A 17,151-nucleotide genomic window follows, 5' to 3' on the forward strand; every position below is an offset into this window, starting at 1 on the left:
ATTTAGCACTCTTTGTTTTTTTAACGGTGCTAACCATGGTGTTTCCAATGGCTTTAACGATTCATGCGGAAAGTCTGCCACGGTCCCAATTAAGTCAAAAAAATGAAAAGGAGGCAGGAACATTTACGGTTGTTGATGTGACTTTAGCTCAAAATGATGTACCGGCATTAACAACCAAGGTGAGACAAATAAGCCAACAACTTATTCCTTCAGGACAATCGATTGGCATGCAAATTGAAGGCAGTGGGGTAGTTATTGTTGGATTTGAAGAATTATCCTACAATAACGAAAAAGTCTCACCAGCAAAAGACGCTGGTTGTGAAGTTGGTGATATTATTGTATCCATCAACGGAACAGATATACGAAAAATGTCTGATGTCACGACATCTTTAAAAGCGTTACCTGAAGAAAAAGACTTAACAATGGAATTATTAAGAAAAGGAGAAAAAATCGCGATTCATTTAACACCCATCCAAGATGATCAAGATGTATCACGACTGGGTCTGTTAATCCAAGACCAGTTATCAGGTGTTGGTACACTGACGTATATTGATCCTGAAACAAAGAGTTATGGTGGTTTAGGTCATAATATTTATCCGTTAGATCAACAAACAGAGAATGTGGAGGAAGGTTTGATTTTTTACTCATTTGTTGATCGGATAAATAAAAGTGCCAAAAATGAACCAGGAGAAAAAGAAGCGCATTTTTTGGCTGAAAAAGGTGTATTAGGTGCCATTCGTCAACACTCAGTGTTTGGTATATTTGGTGAATTAACCGAAGTCAATGGTGCCATTCTCGGGTTAGATCCCATACCTGTCGCTAAACCGAGTGAGGTTGAAGTTGGACCAGCTGAATTTCTCACGGTTATTTCAGGTGAGAAAATCGAACGCTTTACGTGTGAAGTGATTGATGTGTCCGAACAAACGACACCAGCGATTAAAAGTTTTATTATTAAGTTGACCGATGAACGCCTGATTGAAAAAACAGGCGGAATTGTGCAAGGGATGAGTGGTAGTCCGATTATTCAAAATGGAAAGCTGATTGGTGCAGTGACGCATGTGTTTGTCAACGATCCACTAAAAGGATATGGCGTCCATTTAGAATGGATGTTAAGTGTCCAACAACAACATCAAGAAGAAGCAGCATAATAGAAATAGACAAGCCACATGGCTTGTCTATTTTTGTCGAATAGTTACTTCTTTTAGCAAGTTTTAGGAAGTTTATTAAAAGATGCAGGAATTTCATTCGCGATGTCGAAATTAACATGTGGTTTACATCGTAAAAAGGAGGAAAAAGTGATGAAACAAACAGAAGTGGTGTTTATTGATGATAATCTGGCTTTAACAGAGATGCTTGAAGAATATTTCTCTGAAAGACAAGGTTATGATGTGTTAGGCGTTGCCAATAATGGTGAAGAAGGTGTCCAGCTAGTCAAAGACATGGAACCAGATGTCGTGTTATTAGATATTATTATGCCACAAATGGACGGTATTAGTGTGCTGGAAGCGATTCAATCGATGCGCTTGAAGAAGAAGCCACAGGTCATTATGTTGACGGCATTTGGTCAAGAAGATGTGATGAAGCGAGCGAGTGAATTAGGCGCGAGTTATTTTATCCTTAAGCCGTTTGACTTTGAGCAGTTAGAGCATAAAATTCAAGCGGTTCAAGGTTTTAATGAAATGAAACGCAATACAAGCAAATTACCAGACCATAACCGTAAAACATTTGATTTAGAAGCAAGTATTACCAATATTATTCATGAAGTCGGTGTTCCAGCTCATATTAAAGGTTATATGTATTTACGTGAAGCCATTACGATGATTTTTCATGATATCGAATTACTAGCTCCATTACGAAAATTTTGTATCCGGATATCGCCAAAAAATTTAATACAACACCTTCGCGAGTGGAACGTGCGATTAGACACGCGATTGAAGTGGCTTGGGCAAGGGGGAATATCGATTCAATCACAGATTTATTCGGTTATACCGTTCATGCGAATAAGGCGAAACCGACCAATTCTGAATTTATTGCGATGGTCGCGGATCATTTGCGTTTAAAATATAAAGCTAGTTAGTCGGGTGCTACATAAAAAAATTCAAATAATCTGAATTTTACTATAACAATTTCTGCGCATATATGATAATATTTATACTATTATAAAGATTATTGGAGATGTTAAAGAGATGAAAGTAGCAAAATTCGGGGGAAGTTCAGTCGCAAATGCTGAGCAATTAAAAAAAAGTAGCCAATATTATTCAAGCAGATGACGATCGACGTATCATTGTCGTCTCTGCGCCGGGAAAAAGAAATAGTGATGATATGAAAGTCACTGATTTACTCATTGAACTAGGGGAGGCGTATCGTCTCGGTCAATCACATGAGGCGCCACTTCAAAATGTATTAGATCGTTTTGATGCCATTTTAGAAGAACTACAGCTATCGAAAGTTGTGTTAGCGGATATTCAGTCGCAAGTAGAAAAAATCTTTAACGATGGTAATGATCTTGCTTCAAAACTCGATGCCATTAAAGCCATTGGAGAAGACTCGCTTGCTAAAATATTAAGCGAATACTTACAATCATTAGGTATTCACGCTCGTTATGTTAATCCAAAAGAAGCGGGTCTCATTTTAAGTGATCAACCTGGTAGTGCTCAAATCCTAGATGAGAGCTTTGAGCTGATTCATCGGTTACGAGACAGTGAAGACATTGCTGTCATTCCAGGCTTTTTCGGATATACTAAAGAAGGGAAATTAGTCACTTTCTCTCGCGGAGGCAGTGATATAACCGGTTCGATTGTCGCAGCGGGTGTGAAAGCTGATTTATATGAGAATTTCACCGATGTTGACTCTGTTTATTGTGTGAACCCCCAGATTGTCAATAATCCAAAAGAAATTACGTCGTTGACGTATAAAGAAATGCGTGAATTATCCTATGCAGGCTTTTCAGTCTTCCATGCCGAAGCACTCATTCCAGCTTTTAAAGAAAAGATTCCTGTCTGTATCAAAAATACGAATAACCCAACTGCCAAAGGCACAATGATTGTTAGTGAGAAAAAAGATGTGAATCAAGCCGTTGTTGGTATTGCGAGTGACGCAGGGTTTGTGAGTCTATATGTAAGTAAGTATTTAATGAACCGCGAAATTGGTTTTGGCCGACGGTTACTTAATATCTTAGAAGATGAAGGCATTTCATTTGAACATACGCCTTCAGGAATTGATGATTTATCCGTTATTATTCGAGCGAATCAACTGACAGAAGAAAAAGAAGCGATTGTCATTAACCGAATCAATAAAGAACTAAAACCCGATACAGTTTATATTGACCGCGGTCTTGCGCTTATTATGATTGTTGGTGAGGGCATGCATAGCTTTGTAGGAACCGCCGCAAAAGCGACAAAAGCTTTTGAAGAAGCCCATGTTAATTTAGAGATGATCAATCAAGGATCTTCAGAGGTATCGATGATGTTTGGTATTAAAGAAGAGGGTGTGAATCGCGCGGTTCAATCACTCTACAAAGTATTTTTTGAAAACAATTAAATGTAAGCTGATGTGAAAGACATCCGTCTGTCCTAATAGGAATAGACGGATGTTTTTTTGCCGTTAATAGCTTGAAAAGTGATTGTTATATAACCAGGTACTAATATCTAATTATAATTACATCTTGAAAATTATATAATAAAGCGCTATGATGAAACATGTATGAGGTGCTATAAATCTTATATTAAAAGGAGTCTTTTTATGTCAAAAAATTATGACCTAGTCATACTGGGTGGTGGTATGGGTGGCTATATATCTGCGATTCATGCCCGACAATTAGGTAAAACTGTCGCCTTAGTAGAGAAAGAAAAGTTAGGTGGGACCTGCCTTCATAAAGGGTGTATCCCAACAAAAGCACTACTAAAGAGCGCAGAAGTATTTCAAACAGTAAAAAAATGTGGGCGTTTTGGTGTGAAGGTAAAAGAACTTGCTTTAAATTACGTTGAAGCATTCGAACGCAAAAATAACGTCGTTGATAAATTGTATCAGGGGGTACAACAGTTGATGAAAAAACATCGAGTAGATGTGTATAAAGGCGTGGCCAGGTTGCTCGGTCCGTCGATTTTTTCTCCAATGGCTGGTGCCGTCTCAGTAGAAATGGAAGACGCGAATGAAACATTAATAGGGAAGAATGTTTTAATTGCGACAGGCGCACGGCCGAGAGAAGTGAGTCAATTACCCATTGATCATCAACACATCTTAACGTCCGATGATTTACTTGACCTTGATGACTTACCGACATCGCTTACGATTGTGGGTGGGGGTGTGATTGGTGTGGAGTGGGCATCGATGATGCTTGACTTTGATGTACCGGTTACGCTGATTGAACGAGAAGGAGCACTGTTACCTGGGTTTGATCACGATATTCAACAAGAAGTGTTAAATCAATTAAAACAACGCGGCTTAACCGTGCATCTAAATGCTAATGTGACCGACACGAAAGTACAGGAAGACACATGTGTTTTGACAGGCATGAAAGACGATGAAACATTTACCGTATCATCAAGTCATGTACTTGTCAGTGTCGGACGGGTGGCTAATACCGACCAACTCGGTCTTAGTAATACGAATATTACGACCGACAAGGTGGGTTTTATCGAGGTGAATGAACATTTTCAAACAAAAGAGTCACATATTTATGCTGTTGGGGATTGTATCGGTGGCAAACAACTCGCACATGTGGCCAGTGCCGAAGGAAAGCTCGCGGTTAAGCATATGTTTGATGAAAAAGTTGATTTAACCCCACTTCACTATATTCCTAGCTGTGTCTATGCTTCACCAGAAGTAGCCACCGTCGGTTTAACTGAAGAAGAAGCGAAAAATCAGTTTGCGGATGTGAAAACAGTAAAGTTTCCATTCCAAGCAATAGGAAAAGCGATTATTTCAGATGAGACAAATGGGTTTGTAAAGCTAGTGATTGATCAACAAACACGCGATTGTCTTGGTGTTTCTATTATTGGCGAAAAGGCAACAGAACTCATTTCTGAAGCGGGAATGGCACTCGTATTAAATGCATCCATTGATGAATTAGGGGAGACGGTACACCCGCATCCTTCATTATCTGAAGCAATCGCAGAAGCTAGTCTTTTAGCAATGGATCAACCGGTGCATATTTAGCATGTTGAAGGAGGATGACACGATGTCAGAAAAAAATCAAATATTAACAGATCGACAGCTATTAGATATGTTTTATTATATGTTATTAGCAAGACGCAGTGATGAGCGGATGTGGTTACTGAACCGTTCAGGGAAAATTCCCTTTGTCGTCTCATGTCAAGGACAAGAAGCGATGCAAGTTGCGAGTAGTTTTGCCTTAGCAAAAGGTGTTGACTATACCGCCCCATATTACCGCGATGTAGGTGTTGTGTTGACGATGGGCATGACCGTTAAAGAGTTATTTTTACAAGCTTTCGCAAAAGCAGAAGATCCTAATTCGGGTGGTAGACAAATGCCAGGGCACTTTGGTCACCGAAAATTGAATATGCTGTCAGGATCATCTCCAGTGACAACACAGGTACCCCATGCTGTCGGTATGGCCCTTGCATTAAAGATGAAACAACAACCGGCTGTCAGCTTTGTGACACTTGGAGAAGGCTCTAGTAACCAAGGTGATTTTCATGAAGGTTTAAACTTTGCGAGTGTCCATGATTTGCCTGTCATCGTTATGGTTGAGAATAATCAATATGCCATCTCTTGTGGGATTGAGCAACAAGTGAATTGCGCAAAAATTTCTGACCGCGCCCTCGGTTATGGTATTCACGGTGAGACGGTTGATGGGAATGATCCAGTTGCTGTTTATACAGCCGTAAAAGCAGCAAGAGAAAGAGCGTTAAACGGAGAAGGACCATCATTGATTGAGGCAGTCGGTTACCGTTTAACACCACACTCAAGTGATGATAATGATTTAACATACCGTACGAAAGAAGAAGTTAACGCTGCAAAGGAAAAAGATGGTTTGATTATCTTTAGACAACAATTAAAAAAACAAGGGATTTTAACCGATGAACTCGAATCAGGTTACGAATCAAAAATTAAAGCTTTAATAGATGAGGCAACAACCTACGCAGATGAGGCACCGTATGCCGATGAACAGACATTATTTGATGGTGTGTATCACCAATAGGAGGGTTCAATATGACAGTGATGTCTTATATAGAAGCGATCAATCGTGCAATGAAGGAAGAAATGCGTCGAGACGATGATGTATTTCTACTAGGAGAGGACGTCGGTAAACGTGGTGGCGTCTTTCGAGCAAGTGAAGGATTATATGAAGAATTTGGAGAAGCTAGGGTCATCGATACACCTCTAGCTGAATCGGCGATTGTAGGTGTGGGAATTGGTGCAAGTATGTACGGCATGAAACCTATTGCTGAAATCCAATTCGTTGATTTTATTTTACCAGCCGTCAATCAAATCATTTCAGAGGCTGCTAAAATGCGCTACCGTTCAAATAATGATTGGAGTTGTCCGATCACTATTCGGGCCCCATACGGTGGCGGCGTTCACGGGGCGTTGTATCATTCGCAGTCACTTGAAGCTCTATTTGCTTCACAACCGGGCTTGAAAATCGTCATGCCATCTTCACCAAAGGATGCCTTAGGTTTATTAAAAGCCGCTATTAGAGATCCTGATCCAGTGCTGTATTTTGAACATAAAAAGGCATATCGCTTACTAAAAGAAGATATTCCAGATGAAGAAGTCTTGATCGAAATTGGCAAGGCCAATACCGTTAGAGAAGGTGATGACTTAACCGTTATTACGTATGGCTTATGTGTTGAGTTTAGTAAAAAAGCAGCCGAAAAGCTAGCAACACAAGGCTACGAGGTCGACTGGTAGATTTACGTACGGTCTATCCATTAGATGAACAAGCCATTATTGAGGCGGCCAAAAAAACAGGTAAAGTCTTACTGATCACGGAAGATAATAAAGAAGGCAGTATCATTAGTGAGGTTTCAGCGATTATTGCGGAACATTGTTTGTTTGACCTCGATGCGCCTATTTTTAGATTAGCGGCACCGAATGTACCAGCCATGCCTTATGCGCCCCCACTAGAAAAAGCGTTTATGGTCAGTGAGGACAAAGTGTATGAAAAAATGTTAGAAGTCGCCCAGTACTAGTAGAGGAGGGAAAACCATGACGTTAAAAACAATGAATATGCCGCAGCTCGGCGAAAGCGTAACTGAAGGAACGGTGAGTCAATGGCTTGTCTCCGTCGGCGATGAAGTCGATCTGTATCAACCGCTTGTCGATGTAATGACTGATAAGGTTAATGCTGAAGTGCCTTCAAGTTTTAAAGGCATTATTAAAGAGTGCCTTGTTACAGAGGGGGAAACGGTCGCTGTTGGAACACCTCTTTGTCATATTGAGGTAGAAGAAGTAGAATCACCTAAAAGCGAAGCAACAGAAGCAAAAGCGACAGAGCAAAAACCGTCTGTCGCTCAGGAAAATCAATCGATGAAGAAACGTTATTCACCGAAAGTCTTAAGTTTAGCGAGTGAACACGGTGTTGATCTAAATGCTATCACGGGGACAGGGATAAATGGTCGGATCACAAGAAAAGATGTTGAAGTCTTTGTAGAAAAACAAACATCACAAACGACCAATGAGAAACAAACTGACATTTATTTATCTCAACCGACACAAACACCAGCGACACAGGATAACTTTACTAATAATAAACAATCACCGCGTCCTGAATTTAAAGGGGATCGTGAAATTCCAGTGACGGGTATCAGAAAATCAATTGCTGAGAACATGGTCCGGGCAACGTCAGAAATTCCACATGCCTGGATGATGATCGAAGTCGATGTGACAAATTTAGTGAACTATCGTAATGCTGAAAAAGCGAAGTTTAAAGAACAAGAAGGCTATAACTTATCGTATTTCTCTTTCTTTTTAAATGCTGTCGCAAAAGCACTAAAGAAGTTCCCTGAACTGAATAGTTCTTGGCAAGGCGATACGATTGTCCAACACAAAGATATTAATTTATCGATTGCGGTCGGAAATGAAACAGAATTATATGTCCCAGTCATTAAGAATGTCGATGAGAAAAGTATCAAAGGCATCGCAAAAGATGTCCATGTGCTCGCCCATAAAGCGAAACACGGACAATTAACAAAAGAAGACATGACCGGTGGAACATTCACCGTAAACAATACCGGCACATTCGGTTCGGTGCAGTCCATGGGTGTCATCAATTATCCGCAAGCCGCCATTCTCCAAGTCGAGTCGATTGTGAAGCGTCCGGTGATTATTAATGATATGTTCGCTGCTCGTGATATGGTGAATTTATGTCTCTCACTTGACCACCGCGTGTTAGATGGCGTGATCTGTGGCAGGTTTATGTCACATGTCAAAGAAATACTTGAGAATATCTCGGGAGATACGACGCCGATTTATTAATATGTACGCATGCATATAATATAGTTAAACAAGAAAAAGAGTCAGTGGTTTTGACTCTTTTTCTTGTTATTTTCAATTTTAAGGGTCTTATTTATAATCACACTCGCAACAACCAAGCCAATGAAAAAAACAGCTAAACCAGTAAATACGACACCATAAACTATGTCACGAGCGTTAAACTGATTATAAGCATGAAATGCCATTGTGGTCGCACTTATGGTTAAAGACACTATGATTAATGGGCGGGTTTTCACATTTTTCAAAACAGTTTCCCCTTTCTTTAACTTTCAAAAAACTATGAGGTGGTATATGTCGCATGCGCTTAGTTAGTCTCAGTATAGCACATATGAAAATGACTGGAATAAAAGGACATGATAGCATGAGTCATCTTACTAAGTCATGATTTTTTAAATTCTGAGGAATGAAGCAAATACAGGCTTAAAGTCTTTGGTTTAAAAACATGTGTCAATAGCAAATGAAAGACGTGTAGATGCTAGATGTATTTATATTAAAAAAATGTATAAAAAGTATTTAATGTTTGTGACAATTCATGTATAATTGTGTAATGTTTCACATGAAAGGGGTGGGTGTATGTCGAAAAAAATAAAGAAGACATCGTCAAAAAGAAAGATAGATCAAATAACCCAACAGAAAAACAGAAGGGGGATTAGACAACGACTGACAGTGGCGTTTAGTATCGTTTCGCTACTGGCTATCTTTGTGATAGGTGGACTGGTTTACTGGTTAGCATCTGAAGCTTTAACAGATGAAGTAAGCGAAAAAGTTGCAACGACATCCGACATACATATGGAAAAGTTAGACCGTTTTATGTATGAACGTACATACGATTTAAATGTATTGCAACAACGCTTAATATCAAGCCCAGACGGAAATAATAGCTTGATTAAAGCACTTCGCGAAGAAGTTTATTTCGAGCGCCTCACGGTGTTCGATGCTAGCGGGAATGTGATAGAAGATACTTCACAAGCATCGACTAATCTACTGCCTGCGATAGAGTTAGCGTCGTCTTCTGAGGTGACTGTCTCAGACGCCTTATATGATGACGCTTTAGGTGAACAAGTGATATATATCTATTATCCGATGGATAATAACGGTGTCTTACGCGGAGCCTTCCCGATTCGTTACATTTGGGATGAAGTCAATCAGATTGCCAGTGACACTGTGACGGTTGAGTTAGTCAATCAAGCAGGTGAACAATTGGCCGACACAACAACGAGTGCCTCGGTTGAAGGTGAAACGAAAACAGCCTCACTTGATCCGGATTCTCTGTTATATAGACGGATCAATAGCCTTGAAAAAGGGGAAGTGGGTAGTGTACACGCCGATTCAAGCACCGGGATTGATAGTTTGATTGGCTATAGTAAAAGTAGCGGTTATCAAAACTATCAAGGCAATGATTGGGTACTGATTGTGACAGAACCGACCAGTTTAGCCTTAGCGCCAGTCGCGGAATTACGCCAAATTATTCTGATTGTCGCAGGCGTCACTTTGCTGGTTGTTATTTTAACGGCGCTGATGTTAGCACATTCAATAGCCAAGCCGATCATTTCACTCGCCAAAACAGCTGAAGCAATCGCAAAAGGTGAATTGGATCAAGCGGTTGATGTAAAAGCTACAGGTGAAGTGGGGACTCTTGCGGCTAGTATTTCAACGATGGTTGAGAACTTACGTGATTTTGTTAAAACAACGACAAAAGAAGCGGATGCTTTAGATGGTGAATCAAAACAATTATCATTAGAAAGTCGTGCCTTAACGGAAGGAACGACCCAGCTCAATGATGTCATGACCTCGATTGCTGAAGGAGCAGAAGAACAAGCTCAAATAACGGCGGATATCTCACTCTTTACAGATACGTTAACAAAAGAAACCGAAGCAATGCTTATGCAATCAGATCAACTGAAACGTTTCTCTGAAAAAGTGAAGCAATCGTCGGTTAATGGATTATCGCAAATGGATCATTCATTTAAGCAAATGAAAAATATTAACCAAGACGTTGAAACGGCCAATAGTCGGATGCAGTCACTTGAAGCGAAAACAAAAGCCGTTGTCGATTTAACCTCTGTCATTAATGACATCACCGAACAAACGAATCTTCTCGCTTTAAATGCAGCGATTGAGTCAGCACGAGCCGGTGAAGCGGGTAAAGGCTTTGCGGTAGTTGCGAATGAAATTCGCAAATTAGCCGATCAAGTCTCAAAAGCGGCGGTCGATATTGAGACGGTTATTCTTGAGATGAATAATGAATCACGTCTTGTCAATGAAGCGCTAAAAGAAACCGTCAAAGAAACAGGTCAAGGTATGGCGGAGTTAACAAAATCAAAAACGAACTTTACAACCATTCATGACCAAGTAACAGAACTAAATGATGTCATTGAACAGATGAAATCACAATTACAACAAGTGGATGCCAGTAGTCTGTCGATTCATACTAGTGTGAAAAAAGTGGCGAATATTAGTGAAGAAAGTTCGGCAAGCATTGAAGAAACAACCGCAACAATTGAAGAACAAAAGCGAGCGGTCGATGAGTTAGATGAACAGGCCCATACACTGGAACGTTTATCACTCAGACTAAAAGAACAGCTCTATCGTTTTAAAATATAATGGGGACGGTCCAGGCATCAATTGCTTGGGCCGTATTGACATGAAAAGGATGTAAGATTAGGATATAATAAGAGCATAAGAACATGATAAATGTTCTTGAGATAAGAGAAAGAGGTGATGGGATGCAAATAGGCTATCGTACGCTAAAAACGGCCATTGCGGCACCAGCAGCGGTATTTATTGCTGAGATGTTGCAATTAGATAATTACGGTTCGGCCGGGATTATAGCCGTTCTTTGTATACAACCGACACGGAAACAATCGTTTTTAACGGCTTGGCACCGGATTGCTGCGGGGTTATTATCCATGGTCTATGCTTATGTCATTTTTGAGTGGATCGGTTATTCACCACTGACCATCGGGCTATTACTGTTACTGTTTATCCCAGTCACAAATAAATTACATATTACACCGGGGATTGTGACCAGTCTCGTCATATTGTTTCATTTTTATGCCGCAAGGCGCGTGGACGTAGATATTGTGATCAATGAGTCACTCATTATGTTTATTGGGATTGGTGTGGCGCTCTTGTTAAATCTTTATATGCCGAACTTAGATAACAAGTTTATCGAGCTCCGTAAAGATGTCGAAGCGAATTATCAAACCTTTTTCCGCAGTATTGCCTCCTATTTAAGAGGCGAAAGTACGATGATTAATACAACTGTACTCGAGAGCACGAAGAAAATTTTGCGAGAGGCAGACGATTTAGTCCAGCGAGATATGGAGAACAGTTTTTCAAAAAGTACGAGTTACCGGCGTCGTTACTTTTCGATGCGTGACATTCAACTCCACTCATTGGAGCGCATGTTAAAAGTGATGCGTCCACAAATGGTGTCTGTGAAACAAGCCAAATTGATTGCTGATTTATTCGATGATTTAGCTGATGCGATTTACCCGGAAAATCCGGTTGAATATCATATCAGCTATGTCGATGACTTATTGGAACGTTTCGAAAAGCAAGATTTACCGAAAACGCGCGAAGAGTTTGAAATCCGTGCAGATTTATTTCAGTTACTCAATGAAATTGATCACTATCTTGCCATCAAAAATCAAACCGTAAAAGATGTGATTGATTGAAGTACGTGATTGACATATAGATTATAAAAAAACGTCAGGTCCCGTAATGGGTCCTGACGTTTGTCGATGGTGACATTATAAAATATAGGTTAAACCAGATGCCATTAGTGAACCGACCATCGCAAGAATCATGACGTAAACAATGATTTTTTGACGACGCTCACGTTTTGATGGCTTTCTTGTTTGTTCTTGTGGTGCTTTTTTTGTGTGCTTTGCCATTAGTAAACCTCCAAGCATGATGTAAGTTTTGAAATCATTGAATATTATTAGATTATCTCTACTCAAACAGTCTTTCAAAATAATTTCTATTTTTATTTTAGCGCGAATCCAAATAAGATACAAGTAAAACTTCTCAGAAGCCTTCATCCGCTGCCATCATTGACAAACGCTTGATTAATGGAGTAACGTAGAAGGAGAAAAATATGAAACTGAAGGGAATGGACAAAATGATTAATGAAGCACGGTTAGTCGATGAATTTTTAACACTCGTTCAAATTGATTCAGAAACAGGACATGAAGGAACGATTCAAACACGATTAAAAGCCTTATTTGAGTCACTTGGTGTTGAAGTAAAAGAAGATCAAGCGAAAGAAGCGACGGGATTTGGAGCCAATAACTTGATTTGTACGTTGAAAGGTAATGTAGATGCCCCGACCATTTACTTTACCTCACATATGGATACGGTGGTACCTGGTAAATGTGTGAAGCCCCTCATTGATGGTGACGTGATTAAATCCGATGGGTCAACCATTCTTGGCGCCGATGATAAAACAGCCTTGCGGCCATCTTTGAAGCAATCCGAGTCTTAAAAGAACAAAATATAGCTCATGGTGATATTCAGTTTGTTATAACTGTCGGTGAGGAATCGGGTCTTGTTGGTGCCAAAGCTTTAAATAAAGAGATGATTCATGCCGAATTCGGTTATGCGCTTGATAGTGATGGACCTGTTGGGGATGTCATCGTGGCAGCGCCAACACAAGTGAAAGTGTTTGCGAAGCTCCACGGAAAAACAGCCCATGCTGGTGTCGCACCGGAAAAAGGCGTTTCCGCGATTACGATGGCATCCAAAGCGATTAGTCGGATGCCCCTCGGCCGGATCGATGAAGAAACAACGGCGAATATTGGCCGTTTCTCGGGTGGGGATAAGACGAACATTGTTTGTGATTATGTCGAAGTGTTAGCAGAAGCGCGTTCACTCGACCAGGATAAGGTTGAACAACAAGTGAAAAAAATGGTGGAGGCGTTCGAGGCAGTCGCGGCTGAAATGGGTGGTCGGCTGAAGTGGAAACAGAATTTATGTATCCAGGCTTTAAACGAAATGAATCAGATGACGTTGTTCAAATCGCCAAAACAGCCATTGAACAAATCAATCGTACGTTTGTCGTTAAAACGAGCGGCGGCGGAAGTGATGCTAATATTATTTCTGGTTTTGGGATTCCAACGGTCAACTTGGCGGTAGGTTATCGTGATATTCATACAACGAATGAAGCCATGCCGATTCAAGAACTTGTTAAAATTACTGAACTCGTTGTTGAAATCATTAAAACAGTCACACAGAAAGCTTAATGTTCCTAACCACACTCACGTAAACGGGTGTGGTTTTTCAATGTTTAGATCAATGAAGATCCAACACGTGCATAATTATTTGTTGTGTCCGCCATCACAAACACATGTATTCCCTTTTACTTTCAGGTTGTGATACGATAGAGCTAGAACGGTTGTTCTTAAGAGAGGAGAGTCAGATAAGGTGAGTTATTATCCCAAAAAAGGACGCGTTATTTTTCATGTGGATATGAATAGTTTTTATGCCTCAGTTGAAATGGCGTATAATCCTTCGCTAAAAGGAAAACCGCTTGCCATTGCTGGAAATCCTGAGGAACGCCGCGGTATTATCGTCACAAGTAGCTATGAAGCAAGAGCCAAAGGTGTCAAGACAACGATGCCACTATTTCAAGCGAAAAAGCTTTGTCCGGAATTGATTGTCTTAAAACCTAACTTCGAACGTTACCGCGAAGCATCAAAAGCCATGTTTAAGGTAATGGCAGAGATTACTGACAAAGTTGAACCCGTTTCGATTGATGAAGTACTTAGACATTAGTGAGTGTGAGACGCAAGGCAGTCCACTTGAAATCGCTGAAAAATTACAACAACGTCTTTTAAATGAACTAGATTTACCATGCAGTATCGGGATTGCCCCGAATAAGTTTTTAGCTAAGATGGCCTCAGATATGAAAAAGCCACTCGGTATTACGGTGTTACGAAAAAGAGAACTAGCGCAAGTGTTATGGCCACTAGATATTGGTGAGATGCACGGGGTTGGGGCTAAAACAAAAGAAAAGCTTAATCAGATAAATATTTATACAATTGGCGACTTAGCTGTGGCTGATGATGTCATTTTAAGGCGTGTGCTTGGCATTAACGGAGTAAGGTTGATCAAGCGCGCTAACGGAGAGGATCATCGAGCGGTCGATCCTGATAGTGTGTTTGATTTTAAGAGTGTGGGCCATTCAGAAACATTAAGGCACGACACCATCGATGAGACGATACTGTTATCATTGATTCGGAAACTATCCAATAAAGTATCGATCCGTCTTAAAAGAAAAGCTTACATCGGTGAAACGGTCCAGCTGATGATTCGTTATTATGATCGTAAAACGATTACGCGAAGTGTCACGGTCCATCGACCGATTGAACAAGCAGGGGATATCTATGGCCTTGCGACCCAGTTATTTGAGATGCATTGGAATGGTGAGGCGATTCGTCTACTTGGTGTGACTGTTCAAGGACTGATTGAGAAAAAACACTACTACGAACAACTCGATTTGTTTCACTATAAAGATCATTTAAAACATGAACAACTCGAATCAACGATTCAAGCACTAACAAATAAGTATGGATACAACCCGTTTGATCGCTCTTTGAAGAAAAAGAAACAAACTGATTCGCTGATTGATTCAGAGTCAAATCAACCGACAACAAGTTTTCAAAAAGATTTTTTAGATGATTATCGACAAGACAACTAGCCACTTTCCTTAATATAAGGAGGTGGCTAGTTGTCTTTCATTACGATCGCTTCGGGACAGTGTAAGTCATAAAATCATAAGCGAAAGCGGTCTGTTGAAAAATTATTTGTGCATCTTCTAAGAGCGTGTTCAGTTGATGCGGATCATAACGCTGGGATAGGTGATTAATAATGAGCTGGTCAACATTTCCTAATTGAGCAAGTTCACATGCTTCATCAATCGTACTATGCGAATGACTTCTCGCAAGTTCCACGAGTGCTTGTTCATAAGTCCCTTCATGAATCAGTAATTGACTCCCTTTAATAAAATCAACTAAAGCGTCAACAGGGCCGGTATCACCGAGAATGCTTATGACGCGGCCTTTTTTATCAGGACCGATAACATCACGGCGCATAATCACGCGCCCGTCAGGTAAGGTTGTTTCTGGTTGGTCTTTGATTTGTTGATAGAGGGGTGAAGGTTTGAGACCAAGTGCTTGTAACTTTTGAACGTTTAGTTCTCCTAATTGATTGTGCTCACACACTTTAAAGCCGAAAGAAACAAGACCATGGTTTAACTGTTTGACGTGAACATCACATGTCTTTAGCTGGAACACACCACCGTCGACTAAATCATGATAATGAATCACATAAGGTACATGCGTGCCACTCACACGAAATGCCGTGTCAATAAAGGTCTGTATACCTTAGGTGCGTAAATATCGACAGGTGACGTACCATCTAAAAAGGCACGACTTGACAATAGCCCCGGTAATCCATAAATATGATCGCCATGTAAGTGCGTGATGAAAATTTTGCTAATCTTACGGGGCTTGATCGATGTTTTTAATATTTGATGTTGGGTAGCTTCCCCGCAATCAAATAACCAAATACCCTCCCCTTTATTCGTTAAATCAAGAGCTAAACTAGACACATTACGGTTATTAGACGGAAGACCAGAACCTGTGCCTAAAAAAGTAACGTGCATTAGTTCCACCCTCGCTTATATGGTGTAGGTGCTTCCAGTTCAACGTTTAATGCCTCACTAGCCACTTTTGGCCAGTACGGATGACGTAAGAGCTCGCGTCCAATAAAAATCAAATCCGCTCGTTGATTGTTTAAAATCTCTTCGGCATGTGCCGCTTCCGTAATCAAGCCGACGGCGCCAGTAGCAATGTCTGCCCCGCGTTTAATCATCTCGGCGTGAGCGATTGATAGCTGGGAAGACATTGATAGGCACATTCACGACACCACCGGTGGAGACATCGATTAAATCAACGCCTTGAGCTTTCATTTCTTGGCTGAAGTAGATGAAATCTTCAGCCGTATTGCCTGCTTCATGGTATTCATCTGCAGAAATTCTAACAAACAATGGACCATGAAAGACAGCTTTAACGGCGTCAATGACTTTTTTTACTACCTGATAACGATGTTCTCTTGTGCCACCGTAAGCATCGCTGCGTTTATTCGTAAGCGGTGATAGAAATTGGTTTAATAAATAACCGTGAGCCGCGTGAATCTCAATAATATCAAACCCTGCTTTTCTCGCACGAATCGCGGCGACTTTGAATTGGTCAATCATTTGATCAATCATGTGCGGCGTCATAGCTGTCACAGTACCTCTTCACTAAAAGGCGCAATGGGTATGTCATTTGTCTGGGCTTTTATACCGGCATGTCCAAGTTGAATCGCCGCATGAGCCTCGTGGGCGTGAATCCGGTCTGTTAAGGTTTTCAACCCCTCAATATGATCATCTGACCATATACCTAAGTCACTAGGTCGAATCCGTCCGCGTGGTTCGATGGCTGTTGCTTCGACCATCACAAGACCTGTGCCTCCAATAGCGCGTGATTCATAATGTGTCACATGAAACGGGGTCACGATTCCGTCTTCTTTTTCCACAGCGAACATACACATGGGTGACATCACGATGCGGTTTTTCAATGTTATATTTTTAATTGTAAAAGGTTCAAATAATTTTGCCATAGAAATCACTCCTAAATTTTTAAA

10 protein-coding genes and 6 pseudogenes are annotated in these 17,151 nt (G+C 40.6%); 11 read left to right on the plus strand and 5 right to left on the minus strand.

What is annotated here, in order from left to right; translation table 11 throughout:
- Positions 1–35 precede the first annotated feature (35 nt).
- The 7 genes and pseudogenes from spoIVB to JCM19043_RS01095 all read left to right on the plus strand — a co-directional run bounded on the left by spoIVB (position 36) and on the right by JCM19043_RS01095 (position 8,442).
- The gene (spoIVB, locus tag JCM19043_RS01065; protein ID WP_082394356.1) at positions 36–1,148 is read left to right on the plus strand and encodes a SpoIVB peptidase; all 1,113 of its coding nucleotides are present in this window, start codon (positions 36–38) and stop codon (positions 1,146–1,148) included.
- Positions 1,149–1,298: 150 nt separating this feature from the next.
- A pseudogene (gene spo0A, locus JCM19043_RS01070) lies at positions 1,299–2,077 on the plus strand (sporulation transcription factor Spo0A).
- 109 nt (positions 2,078–2,186) lie between these two features.
- A pseudogene (locus JCM19043_RS01075) lies at positions 2,187–3,540 on the plus strand (aspartate kinase).
- 201 nt (positions 3,541–3,741) lie between these two features.
- Positions 3,742–5,157 (plus strand): dihydrolipoyl dehydrogenase, encoded by a 1,416-nt coding sequence (gene lpdA, locus JCM19043_RS01080; protein WP_062319221.1) that lies wholly within the window; start codon positions 3,742–3,744, stop codon positions 5,155–5,157.
- A 22-nt stretch (positions 5,158–5,179) separates the two neighbouring features.
- Positions 5,180–6,163 (plus strand): thiamine pyrophosphate-dependent dehydrogenase E1 component subunit alpha, encoded by a 984-nt coding sequence (locus tag JCM19043_RS01085; RefSeq protein ID WP_062319223.1) that lies wholly within the window; start codon positions 5,180–5,182, stop codon positions 6,161–6,163.
- 11 nt (positions 6,164–6,174) lie between these two features.
- Positions 6,175–7,157, plus strand: a pseudogene (locus JCM19043_RS01090) (alpha-ketoacid dehydrogenase subunit beta).
- A 16-nt stretch (positions 7,158–7,173) separates the two neighbouring features.
- A complete protein-coding gene (locus JCM19043_RS01095) occupies positions 7,174–8,442 on the plus strand; it encodes a dihydrolipoamide acetyltransferase family protein (RefSeq protein ID WP_062319225.1) in 1,269 nt (422 codons plus the stop codon).
- Positions 8,443–8,483: 41 nt separating this feature from the next.
- Here the strand turns inward: JCM19043_RS01095 and JCM19043_RS01100 are convergent, their stop codons facing one another.
- The gene (locus tag JCM19043_RS01100; RefSeq protein ID WP_062319227.1) at positions 8,484–8,705 is read right to left on the minus strand and encodes a hypothetical protein; all 222 of its coding nucleotides are present in this window, start codon (positions 8,703–8,705) and stop codon (positions 8,484–8,486) included.
- Between the two features lie 328 nt (positions 8,706–9,033).
- Between JCM19043_RS01100 and JCM19043_RS01105 the strand changes: the two genes are divergently transcribed.
- Entirely contained in the window at positions 9,034–11,064 is a 2,031-nt protein-coding gene (locus JCM19043_RS01105) for a methyl-accepting chemotaxis protein (protein WP_082394357.1), read from the plus strand.
- 122 nt (positions 11,065–11,186) lie between these two features.
- Positions 11,187–12,140 (plus strand): aromatic acid exporter family protein, encoded by a 954-nt coding sequence (locus tag JCM19043_RS01110; RefSeq protein WP_062319231.1) that lies wholly within the window; start codon positions 11,187–11,189, stop codon positions 12,138–12,140.
- 75 nt (positions 12,141–12,215) lie between these two features.
- On the opposite strand, the gene prli42 is transcribed toward JCM19043_RS01110, so the two are convergent.
- A complete protein-coding gene (gene prli42, locus JCM19043_RS16215; protein WP_089852845.1) occupies positions 12,216–12,359 on the minus strand; it encodes a stressosome-associated protein Prli42 in 144 nt (47 codons plus the stop codon).
- A gap of 227 nt (positions 12,360–12,586) precedes the next feature.
- Between prli42 and JCM19043_RS01115 the strand changes: the two are divergent.
- Both JCM19043_RS01115 and JCM19043_RS01120 read left to right on the plus strand, forming a co-directional pair.
- Positions 12,587–13,706, plus strand: a pseudogene (locus tag JCM19043_RS01115) (M20/M25/M40 family metallo-hydrolase).
- A 226-nt stretch (positions 13,707–13,932) separates the two neighbouring features.
- Positions 13,933–15,163: pseudogene (locus tag JCM19043_RS01120) on the plus strand (DNA polymerase IV).
- A gap of 40 nt (positions 15,164–15,203) precedes the next feature.
- Here the strand turns inward: JCM19043_RS01120 and JCM19043_RS01125 are convergent.
- From JCM19043_RS01125 to namA, 3 genes and pseudogenes are all read right to left on the minus strand, one after another.
- Positions 15,204–15,815 carry a hypothetical protein gene (locus JCM19043_RS01125; RefSeq protein ID WP_231631336.1) on the minus strand — a complete coding sequence of 204 codons (612 nt, stop codon included), beginning with the start codon at positions 15,813–15,815 and terminating at the stop codon, positions 15,204–15,206.
- Positions 15,812–16,129, minus strand: a complete 318-nt coding sequence (locus JCM19043_RS17095) for an MBL fold metallo-hydrolase (protein WP_231631337.1) — start codon at positions 16,127–16,129, stop codon at positions 15,812–15,814. Before JCM19043_RS17095 ends, JCM19043_RS01125 begins: the two co-directional genes overlap by 4 nt.
- Positions 16,129–17,127 (minus strand): annotated as a pseudogene (gene namA / locus JCM19043_RS01130) (NADPH dehydrogenase NamA). The gene JCM19043_RS17095 and the pseudogene namA overlap by 1 nt, the downstream one beginning before the upstream one ends.
- Between the last annotated feature and the right edge of the window lie 24 nt (positions 17,128–17,151).

Source organism: Halolactibacillus sp. JCM 19043, from assembly GCF_001310395.1.
Taxonomy (GTDB): Bacteria; Bacillota; Bacilli; order Bacillales; family Amphibacillaceae; genus Halolactibacillus; species Halolactibacillus miurensis.